Below are 22,609 nucleotides of genomic sequence, written 5' to 3'. Positions count from 1 at the left end.
AGGTCGTTGCCTCTTCCCTGGAGGCAGATATGCAGAACGAGAAATCTCCCGCTCCCTACGGTTCCGTGGCTGAGCAATACGTCATCGGCGTTGACTACGGCACCCTCTCCGGCCGCGCTGTGGTCGTCCGCGTCGCGGACGGCAAGGAGCTGGGCAGCGGTGTATTTGATTACCCGCATGCTGTAGTCACGGAGGCGCTGCCTGCCGATGTGGCGGGCGACGGCGGTGTGCGGCTTCCCGCTGACTGGGCCCTTCAGGTGCCCAACGACTATCGCGATGTGCTCCGGAATGCGGTTCCGGCTGCTATCGCCGACGCAGGCATCGACCCTGCCGCGGTCATTGGTATCGCCACCGACTTCACGGCTTGCACGATGGTCCCCGTCAAGGCTGACGGCACCCCGCTGAACGAACTGCCGGAATTCGCCAACCGCCCCCACGCGTACGTAAAGCTGTGGCGCCACCATGCCGCCCAGCCGCAGGCGGACCGCATCAACACCCTCGCCGCTGAACTGGGCGAGAGCTGGCTGCCCCGCTACGGCGGCCTCATCTCCTCAGAGTGGGAATTCGCGAAGGGCCTGCAGCTTCTGGAAGAAGACCCGCAGGCGTATGAAGCCATGGATCACTGGGTGGAAGCAGCTGACTGGATTGTGTGGCAGCTGAGCGGGAACTATGTCCGCAACGCGTGCACCGCCGGTTACAAGGGCATCTACCAGGACGGCCGCTACCCTTCTGCGGACTTCCTCACCGCACTGAACCCTGCTTTCGAGACCTTCGTCAGCGACAAGCTCGAGCACACCATCGGCCGCCTTGGCGACGCCGCCGGTTACCTCACCGCCGAGGCTGCCGCATGGACCGGGTTGCCGGAGGGCATCGCCGTCGCCGTCGGAAATGTTGACGCGCACGTAACCGCACCGGCAGCGAAGGCCGTTGAATCCGGCCAGCTGGTTGCCATCATGGGAACCTCCACGTGCCACGTCATGAACGGAACGGAGCTGCACGAGGTTCCGGGCATGTGCGGCGTGGTTGACGGCGGCATCGTTGATGGCCTTTGGGGCTATGAGGCGGGGCAGTCCGGTGTGGGCGATATCTTCGGCTGGTTCACCAAGAACGGTGTTCCCCCGGCGTACCACGAGGCAGCCGCCGCCGCGGGTCTGGGTATCCACGAGTACCTGACGGAACTGGCTTCCCGCCAGGCCATCGGCGAGCACGGGCTGATTGCGCTGGACTGGCACAGCGGTAACCGCTCGGTGCTGGTGGACCACGAACTCTCCGGCGTCGTGGTTGGCCAGACCCTTGCCACCAAGCCGGAGGACACGTACCGTGCGCTGTTGGAGGCCACGGCCTTTGGTACCCGCACCATTGTGGACGCGTTCCGGGACTCAGGGGTACCGGTCAAGGAATTCATCGTGGCCGGCGGGCTCCTGAAGAACAAGCTCCTGATGCAGATCTATGCGGACGCCACAGGGCTGCAGCTCTCCACCATCGGTTCCACCCAGGGACCTGCCCTGGGATCAGCCATCCACGCCGCTGTGGCCGCCGGCGCTTACCCGGACATCCGGGAAGCAGCGGCAGCCATGGGGTCCGAGCCCGGAGAAGTTTATGTGCCCATCCCTGAGAACGTGGCTGCCTACGAAGCGCTCTTCCAGGAATACCGCACCCTGCACGACTACTTCGGCCGTGGCGCCAACGACGTGATGCACCGGCTCAAGGCAATCCAGCGGGCGGCCAAACCCGGCCTGGGCAGGCACCCCACTGAAGCCAGCGAATCCGACGCCGCAGAGCGGAATGAGAAGGTGGACGCATGAGCACCCTCCTGGAAACAATCGGCCGGCTTCGCGCCGAGGTCTGTGCCCTCCATGGGGAGCTGACCCGGTACGAACTGGTGGTGTGGACCGCCGGCAACGTTTCTGCCCGCGTCCCCGGCCATGACCTCATGGTCATCAAGCCCTCCGGTGTCTCCTACGACGATCTGACCCCCGAATCGATGGTGGTCACGGATCTGTTTGGGACCCCTGTGAACGGTGACCCCACGGAGGGTGAGTGGGGCAACCCGGCCCTCGCGCCGTCGTCGGACACTGCCGCCCATGCGTACGTCTACCGGCACATGCCGGAGGTAGGGGGAGTGGTGCACACCCACTCCACCTACGCCACAGCGTGGGCAGCACGGGGCGAGGCAATCCCCTGCGTGCTGACCATGATGAGCGACGAGTTCGGTGGATCCATCCCCGTGGGGCCGTTCGCCCTCATTGGTGACGATTCCATCGGCCAAGGCATTGTGGACACGCTCAAGGACTCCCATTCCCCGGCAGTCCTCATGCAGAACCACGGCCCATTCACCATCGGCAAGGACGCCAAATCCGCCGTCAAGGCGGCCGTCATGTGCGAAGAAGTGGCACGCACCGTCCACATTTCCCGGCAGCTGGGCGAACCGCTGCCCATCGATGAAGCAGCCATCGAATCCCTCTACGCCCGCTACCAGAACGTCTACGGCCAGTAGGCCCCCACTTTTTCCAGGAGAGACCATGAACAACGCCAACAACACCTCGCTCGAGCAGTATGAAGTCTGGTTCCTGACCGGCAGCCAGCACCTTTACGGCGAGGACGTCCTGAAGCAGGTCGCAGCGCAGTCGCAGGAGATCGCCAACCAGCTCAACGCTTCATCCTCCGTTCCGGTCAAGGTGGTCTGGAAGCCCGTCCTGACCGACTCGGACTCGATCCGCCGCACCGCACTGGAAGCCAACTCTGCTGATCAGGTCATCGGCGTCACCGCTTGGATGCACACGTTCTCGCCGGCCAAGATGTGGATCCAGGGCCTGGACCTGCTCCGCAAGCCGCTCCTGCACCTGCATACCCAGGCCAACGTCGAACTGCCCTGGGCGGACATCGACTTTGACTTCATGAACCTGAACCAGGCCGCTCACGGCGACCGCGAATTCGGCTACATCCAGTCCCGCCTGGGCATCCCGCGCAAAACTGTTGTGGGCCACGTGTCCAACCCCGAGGTCACCCGCCAGGTGGGTGTCTGGCAGCGCGCCTCCGCCGGCTGGGCCGCCGTCCGGACCCTGAAACTGACCCGCTTTGGTGACAACATGCGCAACGTCGCGGTCACCGAGGGGGACAAGACCGAAGCCGAACTCCGGTTCGGCGTTTCGGTCAACACCTGGTCCGTGAACGAACTCGCCGACGCCGTGCATGGCGCTGCAGATTCCGATGTCGACAAGCTGGTCGCTGAATACGAGGATCTCTATGAGGTGGCTGAGGAGCTGAAGGCCGGTGGCGCCCGGCACGAGTCGCTGCGCTACAGCGCACGGATCGAACTCGGCCTGCGCAGCTTCCTGGAAGCCAACGGTTCCGCCGCGTTCACCACGTCCTTCGAGGACCTCGGCGCGCTCCGGCAGCTCCCGGGCATGGCCGTTCAGCGGCTCATGGCCGACGGCTACGGCTTCGGCGCCGAGGGTGACTGGAAGACAGCAATCCTGGTCCGCGCCGCCAAGGTTATGGGCGCGGGGCTCCCCGGCGGTGCCTCGCTCATGGAGGACTACACCTACCACCTCACCCCCGGCCAGGAAAAGATCCTCGGCGCCCACATGCTCGAGGTGTGCCCGTCCCTGACGGCCACCAAGCCGCGCGTTGAAATCCACCCGCTGGGCATCGGCGGCAAGGAAGACCCCGTCCGCATGGTCTTTGACACCGACGCCGGTCCCGGAGTGGTGGTGGCCCTGTCCGACATGCGCGACCGCTTCCGCTTGGTAGCCAACGCCGTTGACGTCGTGGACCTCGACCAGCCCCTGCCCAACCTCCCCGTTGCCCGGGCTCTGTGGTCACCCAAGCCGGACTTCGCCACGTCTGCTGCGGCCTGGCTCACCGCCGGAGCGGCGCACCACACGGTGCTTTCCACCGCCGTCGGGATGGATGTGTTCGAGGACTTCGCCGAGATTGCCCAGACGGAACTGCTCACCATCGACGAAAACACCACCATCAAACAGTTCAAGAAAGAACTGAACTGGAACGCCGCCTACTACAAACTGGCTGGCGGGCTCTAAGGGCTGACACTTCCCTTTGTGGGAACAGAGCGGGGTGCGGCGAATATCTGCCACACCCCGCTTCTGTTTAAGTCTGTTCGCCTGCGGGGTCTGCCAGGTTCTGGAACGCAGCGCCGTGGTCTAGACGAGGCTATGGCGTTGGGCGTATTCTGGCCTCCCGTTGTGCATGTGGGGGTGAAAAATGGACCTCGCGCCAAATGATCGTCGCCGAAGTGTCCTGCGCCCTCTTCTATTTGCCGTTTTCGCGGCCTTGACCTGGCTGATCTGGAGCGCCGGAACCGCGAACGCCGCCCTGCTGGATCCTGACCTCGTGCCTCAGTTGACGGAGACCGGCACCACCACTCTGAAGGATGCCGCCGCCACAGCCGTGCCGCTTCCGGCTGCCGAACCCCCGGCGAACACGCTGCTGCCGGTAACAGATGCCGTGACCGGAACAGTGAACACGGTGACCGATAGCGTGACCGATGCCGTTACTGAGACCGTCGCGGGCACCCTTCCGGCCGTCGACGCAGGACTCGCTGAGGTAGTGGGGGTCGTTGATTCAACGGTAGATCCCGCACTGCCGGTGGTCACGGACGTTGTGGAGATCGTCGACGGCGTCCTGCCGGGCGTGGTGGACGGCGTCGTGGGCGTCCTGCCGGGCGTGGTGGACGGCGTCGTGGACATTGTCCCGCCGGCTCCGTTGCCAGGAACCGATGTAGTTTCGCCTGTTCTGCCGGAGATGCTTCCCCCCGTTCCTGGTGTCCCTCTACCGGGTCAAGAGGGTACCGAAGACGGCCAAACCAGCGAAGCGCCGGCAGACCAGTCAGGTATCGCAGCCATTGAGGCAAACTCCGGGCTGACTTCGCCATCCCCGGATGGTGACCCCGCTGGTCAAATCACGGCAGGAACAAGAACAGGTCAGGCGCTTTTGATCCCGCCTGCGCTGCACGCGCTGGCGGTTATGGGAGAGCCCGCTGGATCAGCGCCGGTACCGGAGACACCCGTCCCCGGAGAACGGCGCCTCCAGGCTGCCCTATCTGCCGTTCCAGGTTCCGCAACTACCGGATCTGCCGGTGGCGGGGCCCAGGCCTGGGCGGATGTGCCAGCGTTCTGGGCAATTCCCTTGGCGGCTCGCTTTGGCAGAATGCCCAGCCTCCAGGAGCTGCCACCCGCCGCTCCACCTTTCGATCCCGGGTCCACCCCCGACTGAATGGGTCAACTCTGCCCTTTTCCAGGCAGACGAAGGCCCCGGACGCTGTCAGCGTTCGGAATGAAACTTCAGTCAGGAGAATCTCATGTCTGTTTGCACCCGACTGGACTGTGCCCGGGCCATAACCCGGGAACGGTCCTCCGCCAAAGGGCGGACCGGTTGGTGGCCGCATGTGGTGCGGGGCGCCGTCGGCAACTGGCCGGACCCCTTGGCCCCGACCGACTAGCTGTCCATAGTTAGTCGGCTTTCGATACCGGCTGTCTGGCCGGGTCACCCGGCCAGACACCCGGCACCTTTCCTGGCCGAGCAGCGGGCTGAACAACCCTGCCCGGGTTGATCGACTGTTGCCAAAGTCCAGGTTGGCCTCTCTCTCTGTTCACCCAAGCTGTCGCCGCGCTGCTGGGGGGCGCGGCGGCAGCGTCTATCCATTGAGGAGGAATTTCGGGGCTGATATTCCAAATCCCTTGACGTACCAAGCTCTATCTTCAAGAATGTTCTATAACGTTGTAGAACTAGAGCGAGGATCCTTCCCTTGAGTAATACAGGCAATACTGAATCAGCCACGGCACAGATCACCATCGACCCCGCCTTCACGGTTGGGCCGGTACGCAGGAGAACTTTCGGCTCCTTTGTGGAGCACTTGGGCCGCTGCGTCTATACGGGTATTTTCGAGCCCGGCCATCCTTCTGCTGACGAGGACGGCTTCCGCACCGACGTGCTTGAGCTCACGCGCGAGCTCGGGGTTTCCACCATTCGCTACCCCGGCGGAAACTTCGTCTCCGGCTACCGGTGGGAAGACGGTGTGGGGCCCGTGGAAAAGCGCCCGGTCCGTCTGGACCTCGCTTGGCACACCACGGACCCGAACCACGTTGGCGTGGACGAGTTCGCCAAATGGACTGTGAAGGCCGGCGTCGAACCAATGATGGCCGTAAACCTCGGAACCCGGGGCACTCAGGAGGCTCTGGACCTTCTTGAATACTGCAACATCGACGGCGGCACCGCGTTCTCGGATCAGCGCCGGGCCAACGGCGCGGAGACCGGCTATGGCATTAAGATGTGGTGCCTTGGCAACGAAATGGACGGTCCCTGGCAGATCGGCCACAAGAACGCCCTGGAGTACGGACGCCTCGCAGCGGACACAGCGCGAGGCATGCGGATGATCGAGCCTGACCTGGAGCTCGTGGCCTGCGGAAGCTCCTCACCCGGTATGGACACCTTTGGGGAATGGGAGCGTGTTGTCCTGACGGAGACCTACGACCTGGTGGACCTCGTTTCCGCCCACCAGTACTTTGAAGACTTCGGCGACCTGCAGGAGCACCTTTCCGCGGGCCACAAGATGGATCAGTTCATCCGCGACACCGTGGCCCACATCGACCACGTGAAGTCGGTCAAGAAGTCCTCCAAGCAGGTGAACATTTCCTTTGATGAGTGGAATGTCTGGCATGGCAGCCGCGCGGAATCCAAGGTTCCGAGCGGCAAGGACTGGCCCGTGGCACCCGTGCTGCTGGAGGACCGCTACACGGTGGCGGACGCCGTCGTCGTCGGTGATCTCCTGATCACCCTGCTCCGGAACACGGACCGGGTGCACTCCGCCAGCCTTGCCCAGTTGGTTAACGTTATTGCCCCGATCATGACCGAGCCGGGTGGCCGCGCCTGGAAGCAGACCTCGTTCCACCCCTTCGCGCTCACCTCCCGCCACGCCGCGGGTACCGTGCTGAAGGTTGCACTGGAATCGCCTTCGCTCAACGCCGGGAAAATCGAGAACTTCGACGCGCTGTCAGCAGTGGCCACCTTCGACGCCGAGACGGGTGAGGCGGTGGTGTTCGCCGTAAACCGATCGGTCACGGATGCGCTCACCTTGGATGCTGCCGTCGCTGGATTGGGCAACGTGCGCGTCGTCGAGGCTGTGACCTACGCGAACAAGGACCCGTACTGGCAGGCAACCGCTGACGATTCGACGTCGGTCCTGCCCACCGAAAACCCTTCGGCAAAGCTCGACGGCGGGCGGCTCACCGCCGAGCTTCCGGCGGTGTCCTGGAGCATGATCCGCCTTGCTGTGGACGCCTAGCGACTAGCTAGGAGCCGGGTATTGCTCAGATAAGGGCAGGGTCCAGGTTGACGGGGGAGTCCAGGTCTCGGGTGCAGACCAGGACTCCCCCTTCTACGTGGAGGCGGGCCGCGTGGATGCTGGTGCGCTGCTCCCGCAGTGCCTGGGCGGGGTCGAGCAGTCCGTTGACCATTTCTGTGTCCTGCCACTCGGGATGGGTGAAGTAGAAAATGTAGGCATGGTCGCCCTGGGTGACAACATCTGCATGTCTGCCATACGTAGCGTCATCGGGGCCGCTCCCGGGAGCGTCGAGGATGAGTCCGTTGTTGGCCTCCTGCCGCTCCCACATCAGGCCGTCTACAGAACGGTGCACAGCCTGGCCGCGCCATTCGTCCACCACCATCCAGTACCACCCTCCCAGCAGGAAAACGTTGGGCCCTTCGTGGGCGGGGCGGCCAATCACCTGCCCTTCCGGCCGCCAGCCGGTGAGGCCTGTTGCATCGTTGCTCACGGCTGACCAGGTGGTGGCGCCGTCTACTTCATCTTTGAACCACAGGCGTGGTTGGCCGTCCGCCACCACAGCGAAGGCGGCGTCGATCACGTTCTCTGAACCGACGTCGATCCTTTCGATGAAGTCCCACTGCTCAAGGTCATCGCTGGTGAAGTGAACCAAACGGCGCTCTGTCTGTTCAGCCCATGTTCCGGGTGCTCCGGCACCCCATGTGAGGAACATGTGGTACTTCCCCTCGTGCCAAACAACCTCCGGCGCCCAGTGCGTGTTGAGACCGGGAGATTCCTCCGGATCCAGACCGTCCACCACGCCGCGGTACTCCCAGGACGATCCACCATCCCGGGAGACGGCGACCCCGATCCGGGTGCCGGTAATCCATTCACATCCGTCCGCCGCAAGTGTTGCCCGGCGTGCGGTGTAAAACATCCACCACTCTTGCGTGCCGCGCTTGTGGATGACTGTGGGGTCGGCGGCGCCGTCGAATACGGGGCAGCGGAAGAGAGGGGAGTCAGGGATCATGACGAAGAGTTTACAACGTTGGAGAAGGCCATGGAAGGGGGGACTGGACTGGCTGGATTGACGAAGCTATTCTGGCCATCCAGGTAGCAGTTATGGACCACAAGGGAGACGAAGATGTCCGAATCCAACCCTGAATCGGCCGAGTCAATCGACAGCCAGGACATCGCAGAGATCCAAAGAGACGGCAGCCTTACTGCTGCTGACCGCATGGACCTGATCGCAAACCAAGCCGTGCCGGACGGCGACGAAGAAGAACTGGACCTTGGCCCGGAATCAGATTGACGCGGCCGGCGGCCGGGGTCTCAACAACAACAAACGGCAATATTGGATGCCGGCCCCGACCTCAGCCACGTGGATATTGAAACCAACGCGAGTGACCGGGCTCGCCTCATCAATCGATCGTATTTGAGACGTTCAAGACTGCGCGTGGAGTCTTCAGGGCAGTGTCCGTGACCGTTTGCGTGGCCTTGAAGAATTGGCTTGCGGGACGGTCCGGCTTTAGAATCTTCACTCCTCAAAGGGCGAGGGCCTGCACGCTCTCAAAACGAGCGAAACGACTGAATGTTAGTTTTTCCTCAAAGGTCTCCGTCCACCCCCCCTTACCCTTGGTAGGCAGATATGCAGTACATCCTCGTTTTGCAGTGGCCAGCTACCTCTGATACCGACTTTGATGCGCTCATCTCGATGGAGGGTCTCCTGGACGCAGACCTCCCGGATGCACACGGCTTGGTAGACGGCCACGACTTTGGCGCCGGCCAGATGAACATCTTCGTCCACACCGACCGACCACTCGAAGCGTTTCAGGACGCGATGACATCGCTGGGACATGACCCACGATGGGTTGGCGTACGGGCGGCATATAGGCCGGCCGATGGAGATCTTTATGTGGTCGTTTGGCCGAAGACGCTTGAAGTGTTCTCGGTGTCGTGACGCCCTCGCTGTTGTTCCGACACTGCCCGAAGGATTGACCCGAGGGCTTGCGCGGCAAGCACCGGACCTTAGGGTGTAGTGATGACGGCGCGTTTAAAGGAAGCCCAAAGTATTTCCACTTTGCTCGCCGGGCTCGATGATGCCGGCGTGCAAATGCTTCTCGATGCTGCTGAGCCAGTAGGCGTTGGTATCGGGGGAACAACCAAGAAAGTCCGCATCGGTGAACAGACTGCCTTCCTGAAACAGCTCCCACTGACGAGCGTCGAAGAAGCTGATCCGACTGCCACCACAAGCCGGCTTCACCTTCCCTTCGTCTCTCACTACGGCATAGGAAGCCCTACCCACGCGGTCGGGCGGGAACTGGCAGCACATCAAGCAACCTCCACGTGGGTTCAAGCTGGAACCGTGGATTTCTTCCCGCTGCTGCTCAACTGGCGAGTGTTGGACCTGACGTGTGAGGCAGACCTCAGCGAGTTCGACGGCGATGCTTCTCCCCGCCAGTGGGGGCCACATTGGCCTCAAATGCAGAGCAAACTTGCCGCGATGAAGTCCGCATCTAAAAGCATGGTGTTCTTCCTTGAGTACGTGCCCGAGACGCTGGGCGCCTGGGTGCGCAGGTGTGTAGATGAGGGCACTGGGGCGACCGTCTTCCCTGACGTGGTCGACCAACTTCTTGAAGCCACAGCATGGATGAACAGCCAGGGATTCCAGCACTTTGACGTGCACCCGGGAAACATCCTCGTACGGGAGGGCAGGCTGCTCTTCACGGACTTCGGCCTGGCACTTCACCGCGAATTTGACCTCACTGCGGAGGAAAAAGCATCGATGCCCGATCATGACGGCTTCGACCGTGATACTGCCCTGATGCACCTGTTCCACTGGACGCTATTCGAACTCGGCTATACCTCCGGTCCGCAGCGGCTGGAGTTGTTGCGTGCCGCCGCAGCTGACCCAGCCACACCAGCGCTGGACCCAGTGCGTGCGGCACTCGGCGACGGTGCTGATCTGATTGCGCAGCATGCGAGTGTCGCTGTCTACATAACCGAGATGTTCGGCGTCCTTATGGAGGATGCGTTCGCTCCGCAGTATCGATACGCCTAGACCTTGGAGCCCAAGACGGTCAGTCGTCCCAGTGAGCGATCCGCTTGCGGACGTCCGCTGACGGACCCAGTTTGGGGCGGACCATGCACGAGCGCTTGCGGCCTCTCGATTCGTCTTCAGTGGATCGGGGTATGCGATGGCCCGCAGCCCGCGCATGCTGCCCACCGGTGGAGGAGCGAGCTTTGCGCCGCTAGGCGCGATCGAGCCTTGAACCTTGAGCCTTGAGCCGAGCATCCGCGCGATCTACGATGAACGGCCAGGAAGGCAAACAAAGCGACAAGGGGCGTGCCAGGATGTGCGTGGGGAGGGATCACTGTGGGTGAGGTTGCTTACGGGTCATTGGCGTCGGTGTATGAGTGGCTGGTGCCGGATGCTAAGGCGTCCCCGGCGGGCAATGCGCAGGCGTTCGAGATGGTGACGGCGGGGCTCGACCCGGGGGGACAGATCTTGGACTGCGCCTGCGGGATTGGGTTGCTGGCGGTGGGGCTGGCTGAGGCCGGGTTCCGGGTCACCGCGTGCGATGCCAGCCCGGCGATGGTCGAGCGGACCCAGGCGCTGGCTCGCGCTCACGGAGTCGAGGTGTCGACGCGGGTATGCCGCTGGGACCAGCTACCCGATCAAGGCTGGCAGGACCGGTTCGACGCTGTGTTGTGTGTCGGGAACTCGCTCGCGCACGCCGTCGGACGCAGTGGCCGGCGCGCCGCACTCGACGGTATGGCATTCGTGTTGGCGACAGATGGGGTGCTGGCGCTGACCTCCCGCAACTGGGAGCAGATCCGCTCAGCCGGCAGCAGGCTGGACGTCTGGGACCGGCTCGTGGAACGCGCCGGCCGCAAGGCAGTGGTGGTGTACTCCTGGCAGGTGCCGCCTTCATGGGACGCCGAACACCACCTGCAGATCTCCGTGGCAGCACTCCAGGACGGTGACCAGCTGCAGGTGACGAACGAACTGCTGCCGATCTGGCCCTTCCGCCACGAGGAACTCCTAGCCGATGTCGCGGCCGCAGGTCTAAGCCTCGCAGGGTCCACGTACGACGCGACCCAACCGAATTATCTCGTCACCGCTCAGCGACGCGCAGAGTTACCGACCTGACCCACATTCTCCTCATCCCGGCGTCGCATGATCACACCGTCCGCGGCAAGACCGGACGGCCATGTAGCGTCCCGCTCAGGCACCGGCTGACGGGCGGTACCTACTGCTGGGCCGGGTGTAGGCTCCAGTCGTATGGAAGTTGATACGGATGCCTGCATCCTCCGGTAGGCCCACTTGGCTGCTGTACTTTTGCCGTGTGCTGTGATGACGAATTTGTACGGGTTTGGATGTCTTCGATGGCAGTAAATGGGATGTAGTGGGTTTTGTCCCCGTTGCACACTTCGAGTCCGGATTCTGTAACGGTCAGACGCGGCCGCGGTCCCCAAAGCTCCGCGCTCCGGGTACACGCTCGCTATCCGCTCATGTTCAACAATCCACGGACCGATGAATCGACCAAAGAACCTGTGGCGGAAGACTAATCTCCGTTCCGTGATGTCCATCCAGATTCCGGGACGACCACAACTCGTACCCCAGGGGAGGACCAGGCCGCCGACGACGACGAAGTCTTCAGCCATGTCTTGTCCTTTCATCATGAGCAGCAACGTCCACCGAGTACGGTCTGATTTACCGTTAGGTCAAAACTCGAAACAGGTGCAAGGGAAATGGGTATTTCCGAGGTTACGGAATGCAGAGGGACTGGCCGTGTCTACTCTGGCCACGACGAATTTGATCGTGAGAACCACAGCCACGCACGCTTTGTTTCGGCTCTCAAAGGCATAAAAGAAGGGCCGACGACGACTGGGGGGAATCCTGGTCTCAGAGGATTCATCGCCGTCGGCCCCGCTCGGTATCCGGTTGACTGGTGTCTGTTCCCGAAAAATGTTGCGTTTCAGAAGGTGGCCGATATCATCCCAAGGTGTTTGCCCTTTTAGTTAACGTCAGTTCGGCCTCTTGGGCACGAGTAGCAAATACCCACTTTTTAGAGCCCGCTACTTGTTGATTCGGAAGGGGATCAGAACGCCTTCTCGCTTGGGCAAGTGCAGGGGCTGGCACGTCGGCTGGCCCCTGCACTTATTTAGTTTGTGGCTGGCGTCAGCGATCCGTTCCTGTTTTCGTGGATTGGGTTACTGGGGGATGTTGACGTTTGCCGGATGGTTGCCGTAGCTCTTGTCATCGTAGGCCGCGCCACCCAGTCCGCAGAGTTGGGCGGCGGTGAGGCCGGCCGGTGCTGCTGCCAGGAGGTCTTGTCCTCTCCGTCCACCGTTACTGTGCTGGCGTACAGGGAGTTGCTTGCTTCCTTGCACACGAGAACGATGACCTTGAAGTCGCGGGGGTCGGTGAACGTGAGAGTCACTGTTCCGCCGGCTCCAACAACGGCCTGCTGTGGTGCTGCGGTGTCGTGTCCTGCTGGTGTTGTGGTTTCAACCACCCAGTAGTCACAGCAGTAGCGGCGCCGTACCACCGCAGTCGCCGACGGTACGGTTTGGTTATCGCTCATCGATCATAAATGGGCCCCGGAGCCGACAGAATCGGTTCTCCGGGGCCGTGCAGTCCGCAGGTTTTGGTTAGATGTTGCGGATACTTGTGTAACTTGCTCTTGGGGGGTCCTGCTCACCTCATGAGCGGTCGACTAACCCGCGATCTGGATGGCAGGTTCGGTGAACCCCGCGAAGGTCAGCGTGTACTCGTAGCTGATGGCCGTGCCGGTGACTTCCGGTGTCCAGTTGGGGTTCGGGCAGCTGAAATCGGCCAGGAACTCCTCCGAGCTCGTTCCGGTCGCGCTCTGCGCAGGGACGATCAGCCTGCCGTTCTTGGTGGAGGTCAGCTCTGACGAGGTCGTTGTTGTCTCGGACTCCGTGAACGGATCGACGACCTTGTTGTTCGTTCCCGGGTTGTGGCACACGCCCGTGAAGGTGCTGGTGACTGCCAGTTCTACCGTTGCGTTCGTGTTCCCGACGCCTGCGATTTGCGTGCCGGTGCAGGTTACGGTGAGGCCATTGAGCGTACAGACGGGTTCGGCGGCGCCGCGCGCGTAGTGGGCTCCCTGAGGAGCGTTGGCGAAGTTTGTGACCGCATGTGCCGCAGTCATACCCGTTACGAGGACGAACAGGATTGCCGCGAACAGAGTCAGGACGCGACGGAGTGATAGCTTCATTTTTCAGGCTTTCTGCAGGTGCCCTGGGCCTCGACCCGAAGGCACAAATAACAGGAACTCGGGAATCCGGCATGCGCCGGTCCGTGTGCGCTTCGGAAGCCTTTTCCAGACCCCAAAGCCACAAGGCCGCAGCATCCACAATGAGCTGCGCCTTTCAAATCGGACGAGCGAGGAGTGCCTTTGCCTATGCCTGTCCTCGCCACTCAACAGATAGGCAGTCTACGGCTAATTGTTCATGCTGATATTTGGATTCTTTCAGTGCAAATAATGCAAAAATGAATCCGCCGATTCCCAGTCATGGCGGGATGCCTGCCATCAACGGCAGGCGACACTGAGGCCTTATACATGGCTCCCGACGGGTACATCTTACGTCTGTGCGACGTAGTGTAAAAGAGACTGACGGTACTAAATGAGGGAGTCTTGGAGAGCGCCTTAGGCTGAGCATCCGCCAAATCTGCAACCACGCGCGTGCAGCATCGCAGTGAGCTCATTAGCGAGGGCCTGTGTTTGCCCTTCGAGCACCACACTGGCGTGCTGGGCGGTGACGAAATCGGAATTCTTCACAGCATGGCCGATGCTGCGGCATTGGTGTGCGACCTGAAGTCCTCCCACCATGGACGCTGAAGATGCCAGGCTCAGTACGGCATCCATGGCCGCGCTCAGGTCCTGATCGCCTACGGCGCGTTGGATCCTGTTCATCCGGGACGGGAGCATGTTCCGGAATTCGGTGATGAACCGAAGTGCGATGCTTTCGCCGTCGAGTTCGTAGGCCAGGATCCGGAAACAGGAATCGTCCAGTACCGGATCAATTCCGGCCATCGTTTTTCCGTTGCATCAAACCGCCAGGAGAGTAGAAGGATTGACTCGTTCATGCCAACCCCCTGCTGGCATGAATAACATTGCCCGCCATCTCTCAAGGAACACACCCTAATCGACAAGAACTTACTCAAAACTGCATCAATCCCAAGCTTCCCTCAAACTTGGGAGCGATGGCTGTGACAGATTTGGATGGCCCCGGTAGGACGGATATATCTGGCCCCACTTCATGACTCGCCGGGCACCTTGTGACGGTTATTTGTGGCCCCACCTTCAACGTTGGATTCATCAGTGGATGGATGCGGCGGAAGGTTGGTCTGGATGGAGTCGAGAGTGGAGTTGTTCGCGCGGATCCGAAGGGACGCCCGGGTTGAGGGCCTGTCGGTTCGTGCGTTGGCCGCCCGGTACGGAGTCCACAGAAGAACTGTGAGGCAGGCACTGGATTCAGCTGCCCCTCCGGAGCGCAAACAGAGACAAGGGGTGTCCTGGAGGCTGGAGCCGTTCAAGGGCGCGATCGACGCGATGCTGATCGAGGATACAACGGCTCCGCGGAAGCAGCGTCATACCGCACGAAGGATTTTGGCCCGGCTCATCGAAGAGCACGGTGCGCAGGAGCTCTCGTATTCCACGGTGCGTGATTACGTAAGGGTCCGTCGGGCCCAGATTGATGTGGAGGCCGGACGCCGCGTTGAGGTGTTTGTTCCTCAGGAACACGCGCCGGGCGCCGAAGCCGAGGTGGACTTCGGCGAGGTCTATGTCGTGCTGAACGGGGTGAAGACGAAGTGCCACATGTTCATCTTCCGGCTGTCGCATTCGGGCAGAGCCATTCACCGGATTTACCCGACTCAGGCCCAGGAAGCCTTTCTCGAGGGCCACATCGAGGCCTTCAACGTTCTTGGCGGCATCCCGACTAAACACATCCGATACGACAATCTCACCAGCGCGGTCACCGCTGTGGCGTTCGGGCAAGGCCGGCAGCGCCATGAGAACGACCGGTGGGTGTTGTTCCGTTCGTTCTACGGCTTCGATCCCTTTTATTGCCAGCCTGGCATCGCAGGCGCCCATGAAAAGGGCGGAGTTGAAGGCGAGGTGGGCTGGTTCCGGCGCAACAGACTCTCGCCCATGCCAGTCGTTGGTTCCCTGGATGAGCTCAATGACCGCATCCGGGGATGGGAAGCCCAGGACGATCACCGGCGGATCAATGACAGGATCCGCACCATCGGTCAGGACTTCGAGATTGAACGGCCGTTCTTGGCCTCGTTGCCGGCGGGGGAATTTGATCCAGGTCTGGTGCTAACACCCCGAGTTGATAGGTCTTCGATGGTCACGGTCCGGATGGTGAAGTACTCCGTCCCGGCCCGGCTCATCGGCCGGAGGGTCCGGGTCTCGTTGCGGGCGTCCGAGCTCGTGCTCTTCGACGGCCGCACCGTGGCCGCCAGGCATCAGCGGGTCGCTGCCCGGTCCGGGCAATCGGTCCAGTTGGATCACTATCTCGAAGTACTCAAGACCAAACCCGGCGCCCTTCCCGGCTCCACTGCTTTGGCCAGGGCGCGGGAGTCTGGTGCGTTCACCAGCGCGCATGAGGCCTTCTGGGCTGCCTCTCGCCGGGTCAACGGTGACGCCGAGGGGACCCGTGAACTCATCGACGTCCTGCTGCTGCACCGCTCGATGGACGCAGGAGACATCCATGCAGGCATCACTGCGGCGCTGGGGGTGGGTGCTGTCAGTGCCGACGTCGTCGCGGTCGAAGCCCGCAGACACGCCGCGGCATCTTCATGGGGTGGGGCCAGTTCCGACTGTCATCCCGGTGCTCACGGCGAATTGAAAGTGCAACGGGTTGTCAGTCTCACCCAGCGCCGGCTGATGGACCCCGCCGCCGTCATTGCCGGGCTCCCGCCTGACGCCCGGCCCCTGCCCTCGGTCAGTGCCTATGACGAGCTGCTGGCCAAACGTTCCGAACACCCTGCAGGAACCGCGTCGAAGGAGAACATCGCATGAGCCCCACCGCACCGACGACCACCATCACCCCGACTCTGCGCCGGCGCCGCGGCCTGACCGAACAGGCAGCGGTTGCCGCCGTGGACCAGGCCTGCCGCCGGCTGCGCTTGCCCACCATCCGTGGGGTTCTGGACGAAGCCCTCACCGTCGCCGGGAAGGAACAACTCTCCTACCACGGATTTCTGGCCGAGCTGTTGCTGGCGGAGTGCGACGACCGGGACCGGCGCTCGTCCATCCGCCGTGTGAAAGCTGCGAACTTTCCCCGGGATAAGTGGCTCGGGGACTTTGATTTCGATGCAAACCCGAACATCAACCCCGCCACCATCCACACTTTGGCCACCGGGGAATGGATCCGCAAAGGACAATCCCTCTGCCTGATTGGGGACTCCGGAACCGGCAAATCCCACCTGCTCATCGGACTCGGTACTGCCGCCGCGGAGAAGGGTTATCGGGTTAAGTACACCCTCGCTACCCGGCTCGTAAACGAACTCGTCGAAGCCGCCGATGAAAAGGTCCTGGCCAAGACCATCGCCCGCTACGGCCGCGTGGACCTGCTTTGCATCGACGAGCTTGGCTACATGGAACTGGACCGCCGGGGCGCCGAACTCCTGTTCCAGGTCCTGACCGAACGAGAGGAGAAGAATTCCATCGCAATCGCATCGAACGAGTCATTCTCCGGCTGGACCAAAACTTTCAGCGACCCACGCCTGTGCGCCGCGATCGTGGACCGGCTGACCTTCAATGGCACGATCATCGAAACCGGCACGGACTCCTACCGGCTCGCCCACACCATCGCCCAACAGAGCGCGAGCTAATCGGTCGATCATGGTTACGACCGTCCTGGGGAAAGTATGGGCACTCGACACTGCGGCAGATGTTCAGTGTTTAGCAATAACTGACAGACTGGACCAATGACCGATCACGAAGTGTTGAGTGCTGCACTAAAGCGCGCAGATGCCCTGGCGCGACGTGACGGAGAAACGCTAAGTCGGCTTTTGCACCCCAAGTTTTGCTGGACATCCCATAAAGGAGACCAGTTCAATCGGGAGACGTACCTTCGGTCCAACATAGAAGGCCAGAACACGTGGCACGCCCAAACCCTTGAGCAGGCGGATATCACGGTGATCGGGGACATGGCAGTTCTTACGTGCCTCGTCACCGACGACGTAACAACGATGGGCAGCCAAAACCAATAGTGCATGTCGGGGTTGGTGCACTGGGTCTCACTGGACAACTGTAGCGGCCCCACCTACGTGCTCTGGAGCTTGGCCGACCGGCTGCTCGTGCGCCGAACCGCCATGGACACAGCCGGAAACCAACGAACCCCCGAAAACGCTCACTGACGGCCTACGACCACTGAACCGAATAGGACTTAATTATCCAGAGGAGATGCAGATTGATGCAGCCGAGCAGTGGGCGGTAGCCGAGGAAAGGGCGGTATTGATATCTTTGCGGCGTGGGTGGCGGTGGCGCGCTCGACGGCGTTGCGAACCTGCTCGGTCGGGCAAGGAAAGCCGTTGAGGTCATCCCTTAGGGACGCCTCGAATGGGATCGCCTGCTGGAGTAGGCCACGGGCCCTCTGGATGCTCGACAGGGCACCTTGGAGCATGGAGAAGTCGCTCGACTCGTCAACCAGAGAGAGGTTCGCCAGATTGAATTGGTAAACGCAGATGAGAGCGTAAAGGTAATTATCGACTAGCCGAAATTCCAAGGTGGCCTCGGGATGCGTTATCCACTGCCGCTGGTAGTCGAGGAGTTCCTCCTCGGCGGGAGCCCAACTTCGGAACGCCGTGGCGCAGATGTGGAAGGGCAACAGACCGTTCGGCTCGACCTGACGCGAGTCCAGGAGGCTAAGCGAACTATCGTTCGTGATCCGGTATCTATCAAGTTCCGAAGGGATTGCCGGATTAGCTATTTCAGGGGGCGCGTCCGCGACGGCACTTCGCAAGCGTGAGTTGAAGTCTGTGCCCCAGGGGATCACTATTGTTCGCCAAGATCGGTCCTGGAAAAGAAAGCTCGACGCGGTCATGACGTTAGCTTACGGGTTCGGCTCAATTCCGGTAGTTCGTGGTCCGGAGAATGGAAGCGGCGTTGTTGACGCGAGGAGATCTAGGACTGATTTTAGTAACGCTTTGCCCACTTGCTGCGGACTGCGCCGCCCAGAGAAGGCACGCCTCCGGTACACCCTTCGACCGATTCATGCGTCGAATCGATCACCAATAGCGCTGCATTTGATACACCTTGGAAATACCGATCCGCGCCCGATATCGGTCTGGTTCTTACGCCCTCGCCGCCTGATCAGGCCCCGGCCTGCGCTTCCAAGTCAATGAGCTGCCGACGAGGTCCGGCTCCACCGATAAGCCGGCGCACCTCGTCCCTGGTGGCGCGGGCTTGGGCCACTGCCCTACCGCATGCCTATGACGCAAGTATGGGTTCATGAAGAAGAGGGCTGGCTGCTTGTCGCCGGACATGCAGGTCCGCTTCTCTAACCAACACGTGTCGGGGATCCGCTACCTGCATCTCCTATGGCTCAGTGACTCCGCTGGTTCGTCCAGGAACAGAGCTTGAGGACTTTTGGTGGGGCCAGACATAACCGTCCTGCCGGGGCCAAAAAGGATTGACATAGTCAGAGCGAACCGAGTGACGTGCGAAAACGCTGAATGCAGCTTCCAAACACTCGATCCGATCCATGAAAAAGTGAACGTTGAGGGTTCGGCGGATTCAGGCGGTCATTGCAACAGGAGTCCTTCGATCAGTTCGATCGGTTTTTTGAACTCTAGTCGTTTGCGTGGCCGGTCGTTGAGTTCCTGGGCGACCCAGTCGAGGTCTTCGGCGCTGTGGATGCTCAGGTCGGTGCCTTTGGGGAAGTACTGGCGCAGCAGGCCGTTGGTGTTTTCGTTGATGCCGCGTTGCCAGGGTGAGTGCGGGTCGCAGAAGTAGATGTCTATGCCGGTGTCCATTTTCACGCTCTTCCAGGCCTGCATTTCGATGCCCTGGTCCCAGGTGAGGGAATGCCTCAGCGCCTCGGGGAGTGTCTTGATCTTCGCTGCCAGGGCGTCTCGCATTTGCTCTGCCTTGTAGCCATCGGGCAGATGAACGAGCATCGTGTAGTTGGTGGTTCTCTCCACGAGGGTCCCGATCGCGGACAGGTTGCCTTTGCCGATGATGAGATCGCCCTCCCAATGCCCCGGCACCGCACGGTCCTGAACCTCGGGGGGACGTTCAGAGATATTGATCATCCCCGGGATCCGGTTCTTCCGCTGGCCGGCCTTCCTGCAGGGCTGCCTGAGTGCACGTCCTGTGCGTAAACACGCGGCCAGATCACGGTTCAGGGCTCCACGGGACTGAACATAGAGGGACTGGTAAATGGTCTCTGGTGACACCCGCATCTCCGGCTCATCGGGAAACTCCACCCGCAGGCGTCCTGCGATCTGCTCAGGCGAGTACTTCTTTTGCAGATCCTCCTCCACCTTCGCACGCAACCCAGTGTTCGTGTGCAGTTTCGCCGGTTTGGGCCGAGAAGCGCGCTCATACGCCAGCGCGTGGGCCGACGTCGCCCGATAGGGCAACCCGGGTAATGAATTGCGCCGAAGCTCCCGGGACACAGTCGAGGCAGACCTGCCGATCACCGCCCCGATCCGGCGCAACGAATGTCCCTGGCCGCGCAACACCGCGATCTCTTCACGCTGGGCAAAGGTCAGGCACCTGCCCTTCAAATCCCTGCCGCGGCGTGGCCTGACACCCCCGGCCTCGAACAGGACCCGGCGCCCGGTCCGCCTGTTCGAATTGATCGGGACAACCGCGTCAGTGATGAAATCACCAGCCTGCATCCCGGCCCAGAACAGCTGCAGAAGATCCGGTCTTACATAAATCGAATACCTCGCCATGACAACACCCATCCGCTAAGTGTTGCAATCACCGCAAGAACCCAAGGTTCGGCTTACGGGCGCTAGGCGTGACAATTAGGGCCACAAAAATGCCGACGCGTATCCCTGCGATTCACAGGAGGATTTCGTGTGGACTTCGGAGCTTTTTGGCGGTGTTTTGTTGACGCTCTTTGTCGTTAGTTGCCGATGACCAGGGTGCTGGCGGCTGCTTCGATGACATCGTCGGTGATGGTTTCGAGTTGGTTGATCTTCAGTACACGGGTGATCTGGGGGAAGAGCCGCTCAAGGAGCCGGAAGTTTCCGCGGGTGATCCGTTCGATCGCGGCGATTGCCTGGGCGTCGGTGAAGTCGTCCGGGTCAAGTGATCGGCCGAGTCGTTTCCAGTGCCGATCCAGGACGAACAAGAGCTCGTCGCGACCGAGTGCTCTGTAGCGGTGGGAAAAGCCGAGACGGCTGTAGAGCTGAGGGTAGTGGCGGAATCGCTGGTCGATGCCGGGCATGCCGATGAGGACGATCCCGAGATGGGTGCGGTCGTGGTTGTCGCGGAGGAGTTCCAGCGCGGTTGGGGTGAGGCGTTCGGCTTCATCAATAATGAGCAGTTCGACCAGCTTGGTGATGTCGTTCATGATGCGAGGGGTTGTTGGGTCGTTTCGGCGGAGGTGGCCATCGATGCAGGAGGCGATCCGGACCTGGGAGAGGTGGATTTCTGCCATGAGTTCTCTGGGGCGGCAGAGTACTTCGGGTGTGTAGAAGACGGCGCGGGATCTGTTGGCGAGTGAGTAGTGTTTGGCATCTTCCTCTGCGTCGCGGGACCGCCACTCTGTTATGTAGGGTTCCAGGGCATCCCAATTTGCATAGCGCCGGGCGGAGTTGGTTTTGCCGACGCCGGCGTCGCCATGGCAGATGCCGATGGTGTGCTCTTTTCGCACGGCGTTGGCGAACTCGGTGAAACGCCGGTGTTCTTTGGTCACGATGAATGGCTGGTCCATCATTCGTCCTCTTCGTAGGTGCGAAGCCGCGGCCGGCGGGGCGGTGGTTCAGCGGTTCGAGGTCGTTCGCGGGCAGCAATGATCGGGATGCGGTCGTTGATAGTGCGGCGCAGTTCGCGCCGACGTGCCCGGCGCGCGGCTTCGACGTCACGCAAACTCAGCCGGAGATTCGGGTGGTCCTCGTCGATGGCGGTGCAGATGAAGGTGCCATGGTCATAGACGCGGATCTCGGAGATGTCTCGGGGGTCGTAGCGGATGGTGATAGTGCGCCCGACGAATGGTGCCAGCGTGGGCGAGAGGTAGCGCTGGCCTTGGAAGTGGATGCCGTCGCGTTGCACGACGCGGTTCTTCGGGACGGCGAGGAGGAACCCGTCGAGTTCTTCGAGAGTGTCGGGCATGCGTGGAAGCCAGCCGTCAGCGACCCATGCGTCCCTGGGTGATGTGCCGAGCTCGCTGTGAGTCCGCTCGTTGTACGTGGTGATGAATGCCCCGATCTCGCGGTCGAGTGTGGGCAGGTCGAGCACGGGCTGCGGTGTGCGGGTTCCCGGTCCCAGGCGTCCTGGCAGCGCGGCGAGCACTTCCGTGTTGATCGTTCCGAAGAAACGCTCGATCTTGCCGCGGCCTTGAGGCCGGCCGACGGTGGAGTGGATGGTTCGGATGTGCAGCGCGACGGCGGTGCGTTCAAGGTGGTGGCTGGTGAAGTCAGAGCCGTGATCGACGTGCAGGATGTCAGGCAGTCCGCACATCACCCAGGACGGATTCTGTTTGGGCCAGATCGCCTGCCGCAGTGCTAGTGCTGTATTCAGGGCTGAGGGTGCGCCGGTAAAGACGGTGTATCCGCAGATTGCCCGGGAATAGTCGTCCATCACGGCGGTCAGCCAGGGACGGTCCGGTTTGCCGTTGGCGCCAATGATGAGGATGTCGAGCTCGGTGTGGTCTGCCTGCCATATCTGGTTCGGCCGTTCCGCCCGCCGGCGGTACACGAGTTCGTGCCGATCACGGTATGAGGCCGGCCCCTCCAGAGCGAGTGTGACGAGCCCTGGGTCCAGGGCAGTAACAATGTCCCGGACGGTTGAATAGCCTGGCGCCGGGGCGTTCCTTTGTCGGGCGTCGGCGCCAGCGAGCCGGTGAAGCGTCGAAAGGCTCGGGCGCGGCTTTGTCAGAGCGAGCCGTTCGATGAACGCCACGGTCTCCGCTGCCGTGCGGCGCGTGCCGGCATCGATGCGGGGACGTGGGTCCAGCGCTGCGATGCCACCTTCCTGGAACAACCTGTGCCAGCGTTCCAGAGTGCGCAGGCTGACCTTCGTATCCCGGGCCAGCTCCGCGAGTGGGATCTCATCTTCGACGTGCAGTCGAAGGATCCGCCACCGCTCCGCGCCGTCCATGCCG

The 22,609-nt window shown here is 61.8% G+C and carries 21 protein-coding genes; 13 read left to right on the top strand and 8 right to left on the bottom strand.

From position 1 onward, the window contains the following. Window positions 1-29 precede the first annotated feature (29 nt). From araB to arfA, 6 genes are all read left to right on the top strand, one after another. Window positions 30-1,805 carry a ribulokinase gene (araB, locus tag MU551_RS10610; protein WP_247043789.1) on the top strand — a complete coding sequence of 592 codons (1,776 nt, stop codon included), beginning with the start codon at window positions 30-32 and terminating at the stop codon, window positions 1,803-1,805. Further along, window positions 1,802-2,497: an L-ribulose-5-phosphate 4-epimerase gene (locus MU551_RS10605; protein ID WP_247043787.1), complete on the top strand. Its 696-nt coding sequence runs from the start codon at window positions 1,802-1,804 to the stop codon at window positions 2,495-2,497. Before araB ends, MU551_RS10605 begins: the two co-directional genes overlap by 4 nt. Before the next feature lie 25 nt (window positions 2,498-2,522). Continuing rightward, complete coding sequence (gene araA / locus MU551_RS10600; RefSeq protein ID WP_247043785.1) at window positions 2,523-4,043, top strand: L-arabinose isomerase; 1,521 nt, start codon at window positions 2,523-2,525, stop codon at window positions 4,041-4,043. A 181-nt stretch (window positions 4,044-4,224) separates the two neighbouring features. Beyond that, window positions 4,225-5,235 (top strand): hypothetical protein, encoded by a 1,011-nt coding sequence (locus tag MU551_RS10595; protein ID WP_247043783.1) that lies wholly within the window; start codon window positions 4,225-4,227, stop codon window positions 5,233-5,235. 85 nt (window positions 5,236-5,320) lie between these two features. Next, complete coding sequence (locus tag MU551_RS10590; protein WP_247043781.1) at window positions 5,321-5,461, top strand: hypothetical protein; 141 nt, start codon at window positions 5,321-5,323, stop codon at window positions 5,459-5,461. A gap of 306 nt (window positions 5,462-5,767) precedes the next feature. After that, entirely contained in the window at window positions 5,768-7,303 is a 1,536-nt protein-coding gene (arfA, locus tag MU551_RS10585) for an arabinosylfuranosidase ArfA (protein WP_247043779.1), read from the top strand. Between the two features lie 25 nt (window positions 7,304-7,328). Here arfA and MU551_RS10580 read toward each other — a convergent pair whose 3' ends face one another. After that, window positions 7,329-8,312 (bottom strand): family 43 glycosylhydrolase, encoded by a 984-nt coding sequence (locus MU551_RS10580; RefSeq protein WP_247043777.1) that lies wholly within the window; start codon window positions 8,310-8,312, stop codon window positions 7,329-7,331. A gap of 114 nt (window positions 8,313-8,426) precedes the next feature. Between MU551_RS10580 and MU551_RS10575 the strand changes: the two genes are divergently transcribed. The 4 genes from MU551_RS10575 to MU551_RS10560 all read left to right on the top strand — a co-directional run bounded on the left by MU551_RS10575 (window position 8,427) and on the right by MU551_RS10560 (window position 11,435). Continuing rightward, a complete protein-coding gene (locus tag MU551_RS10575) occupies window positions 8,427-8,594 on the top strand; it encodes a hypothetical protein (RefSeq protein WP_247043775.1) in 168 nt (55 codons plus the stop codon). A gap of 336 nt (window positions 8,595-8,930) precedes the next feature. Beyond that, window positions 8,931-9,242, top strand: a complete 312-nt coding sequence (locus MU551_RS10570) for a hypothetical protein (RefSeq protein ID WP_247043773.1) — start codon at window positions 8,931-8,933, stop codon at window positions 9,240-9,242. 81 nt (window positions 9,243-9,323) lie between these two features. Beyond that, window positions 9,324-10,343, top strand: coding sequence for a protein kinase family protein (locus MU551_RS10565; RefSeq protein WP_247043771.1), 1,020 nt, complete (start codon window positions 9,324-9,326; stop codon window positions 10,341-10,343). A gap of 315 nt (window positions 10,344-10,658) precedes the next feature. Further along, complete coding sequence (locus tag MU551_RS10560) at window positions 10,659-11,435, top strand: class I SAM-dependent methyltransferase (protein ID WP_247043768.1); 777 nt, start codon at window positions 10,659-10,661, stop codon at window positions 11,433-11,435. Between the two features lie 1,015 nt (window positions 11,436-12,450). Here the strand turns inward: MU551_RS10560 and MU551_RS10555 are convergent. From MU551_RS10555 to MU551_RS10545, 3 genes are all read right to left on the bottom strand, one after another. Further along, the gene (locus MU551_RS10555; protein ID WP_247043766.1) at window positions 12,451-12,873 is read right to left on the bottom strand and encodes a hypothetical protein; all 423 of its coding nucleotides are present in this window, start codon (window positions 12,871-12,873) and stop codon (window positions 12,451-12,453) included. A 132-nt stretch (window positions 12,874-13,005) separates the two neighbouring features. Further along, window positions 13,006-13,530, bottom strand: a complete 525-nt coding sequence (locus MU551_RS10550; protein WP_247043764.1) for a hypothetical protein — start codon at window positions 13,528-13,530, stop codon at window positions 13,006-13,008. Window positions 13,531-13,962: 432 nt separating this feature from the next. Beyond that, window positions 13,963-14,349 (bottom strand): Hpt domain-containing protein, encoded by a 387-nt coding sequence (locus MU551_RS10545; protein WP_247043762.1) that lies wholly within the window; start codon window positions 14,347-14,349, stop codon window positions 13,963-13,965. Window positions 14,350-14,667: 318 nt separating this feature from the next. Between MU551_RS10545 and istA the strand changes: the two genes are divergently transcribed. The 3 genes from istA to MU551_RS10530 all read left to right on the top strand — a co-directional run bounded on the left by istA (window position 14,668) and on the right by MU551_RS10530 (window position 17,540). After that, window positions 14,668-16,344 (top strand): IS21 family transposase, encoded by a 1,677-nt coding sequence (gene istA, locus MU551_RS10540; RefSeq protein ID WP_247043754.1) that lies wholly within the window; start codon window positions 14,668-14,670, stop codon window positions 16,342-16,344. Beyond that, complete coding sequence (gene istB / locus MU551_RS10535) at window positions 16,341-17,159, top strand: IS21-like element helper ATPase IstB (protein ID WP_247043752.1); 819 nt, start codon at window positions 16,341-16,343, stop codon at window positions 17,157-17,159. The genes istA and istB overlap by 4 nt, the downstream gene beginning before the upstream one ends. Window positions 17,160-17,255: 96 nt before the next feature. Then, window positions 17,256-17,540 carry a nuclear transport factor 2 family protein gene (locus MU551_RS10530; RefSeq protein WP_082506735.1) on the top strand — a complete coding sequence of 95 codons (285 nt, stop codon included), beginning with the start codon at window positions 17,256-17,258 and terminating at the stop codon, window positions 17,538-17,540. Window positions 17,541-17,716: 176 nt separating this feature from the next. Here MU551_RS10530 and MU551_RS10525 read toward each other — a convergent pair whose 3' ends face one another. The 4 genes from MU551_RS10525 to MU551_RS10510 all read right to left on the bottom strand — a co-directional run bounded on the left by MU551_RS10525 (window position 17,717) and on the right by MU551_RS10510 (window position 22,605). Next, on the bottom strand, window positions 17,717-18,373 hold the full coding sequence (locus MU551_RS10525; RefSeq protein WP_247043750.1) for a hypothetical protein: 657 nt from the start codon (window positions 18,371-18,373) through the stop codon (window positions 17,717-17,719). A gap of 700 nt (window positions 18,374-19,073) precedes the next feature. Further along, window positions 19,074-20,243: an IS30 family transposase gene (locus MU551_RS10520; RefSeq protein WP_247043748.1), complete on the bottom strand. Its 1,170-nt coding sequence runs from the start codon at window positions 20,241-20,243 to the stop codon at window positions 19,074-19,076. 164 nt (window positions 20,244-20,407) lie between these two features. Beyond that, a complete protein-coding gene (locus MU551_RS10515; RefSeq protein WP_247044048.1) occupies window positions 20,408-21,220 on the bottom strand; it encodes an AAA family ATPase in 813 nt (270 codons plus the stop codon). Further along, a complete protein-coding gene (locus MU551_RS10510) occupies window positions 21,220-22,605 on the bottom strand; it encodes a TnsB C-terminal domain-containing protein (protein ID WP_247043745.1) in 1,386 nt (461 codons plus the stop codon). The genes MU551_RS10515 and MU551_RS10510 overlap by 1 nt, the downstream gene beginning before the upstream one ends. Window positions 22,606-22,609 lie beyond the last annotated feature (4 nt).

Origin of the sequence: Arthrobacter rhizosphaerae, from assembly GCF_023062595.1 — a bacterium.
GTDB classification, from domain to species: Bacteria; Actinomycetota; Actinomycetes; order Actinomycetales; family Micrococcaceae; genus Arthrobacter; species Arthrobacter rhizosphaerae.
This window is presented reverse-complemented; position numbering and strand designations above follow the sequence as displayed.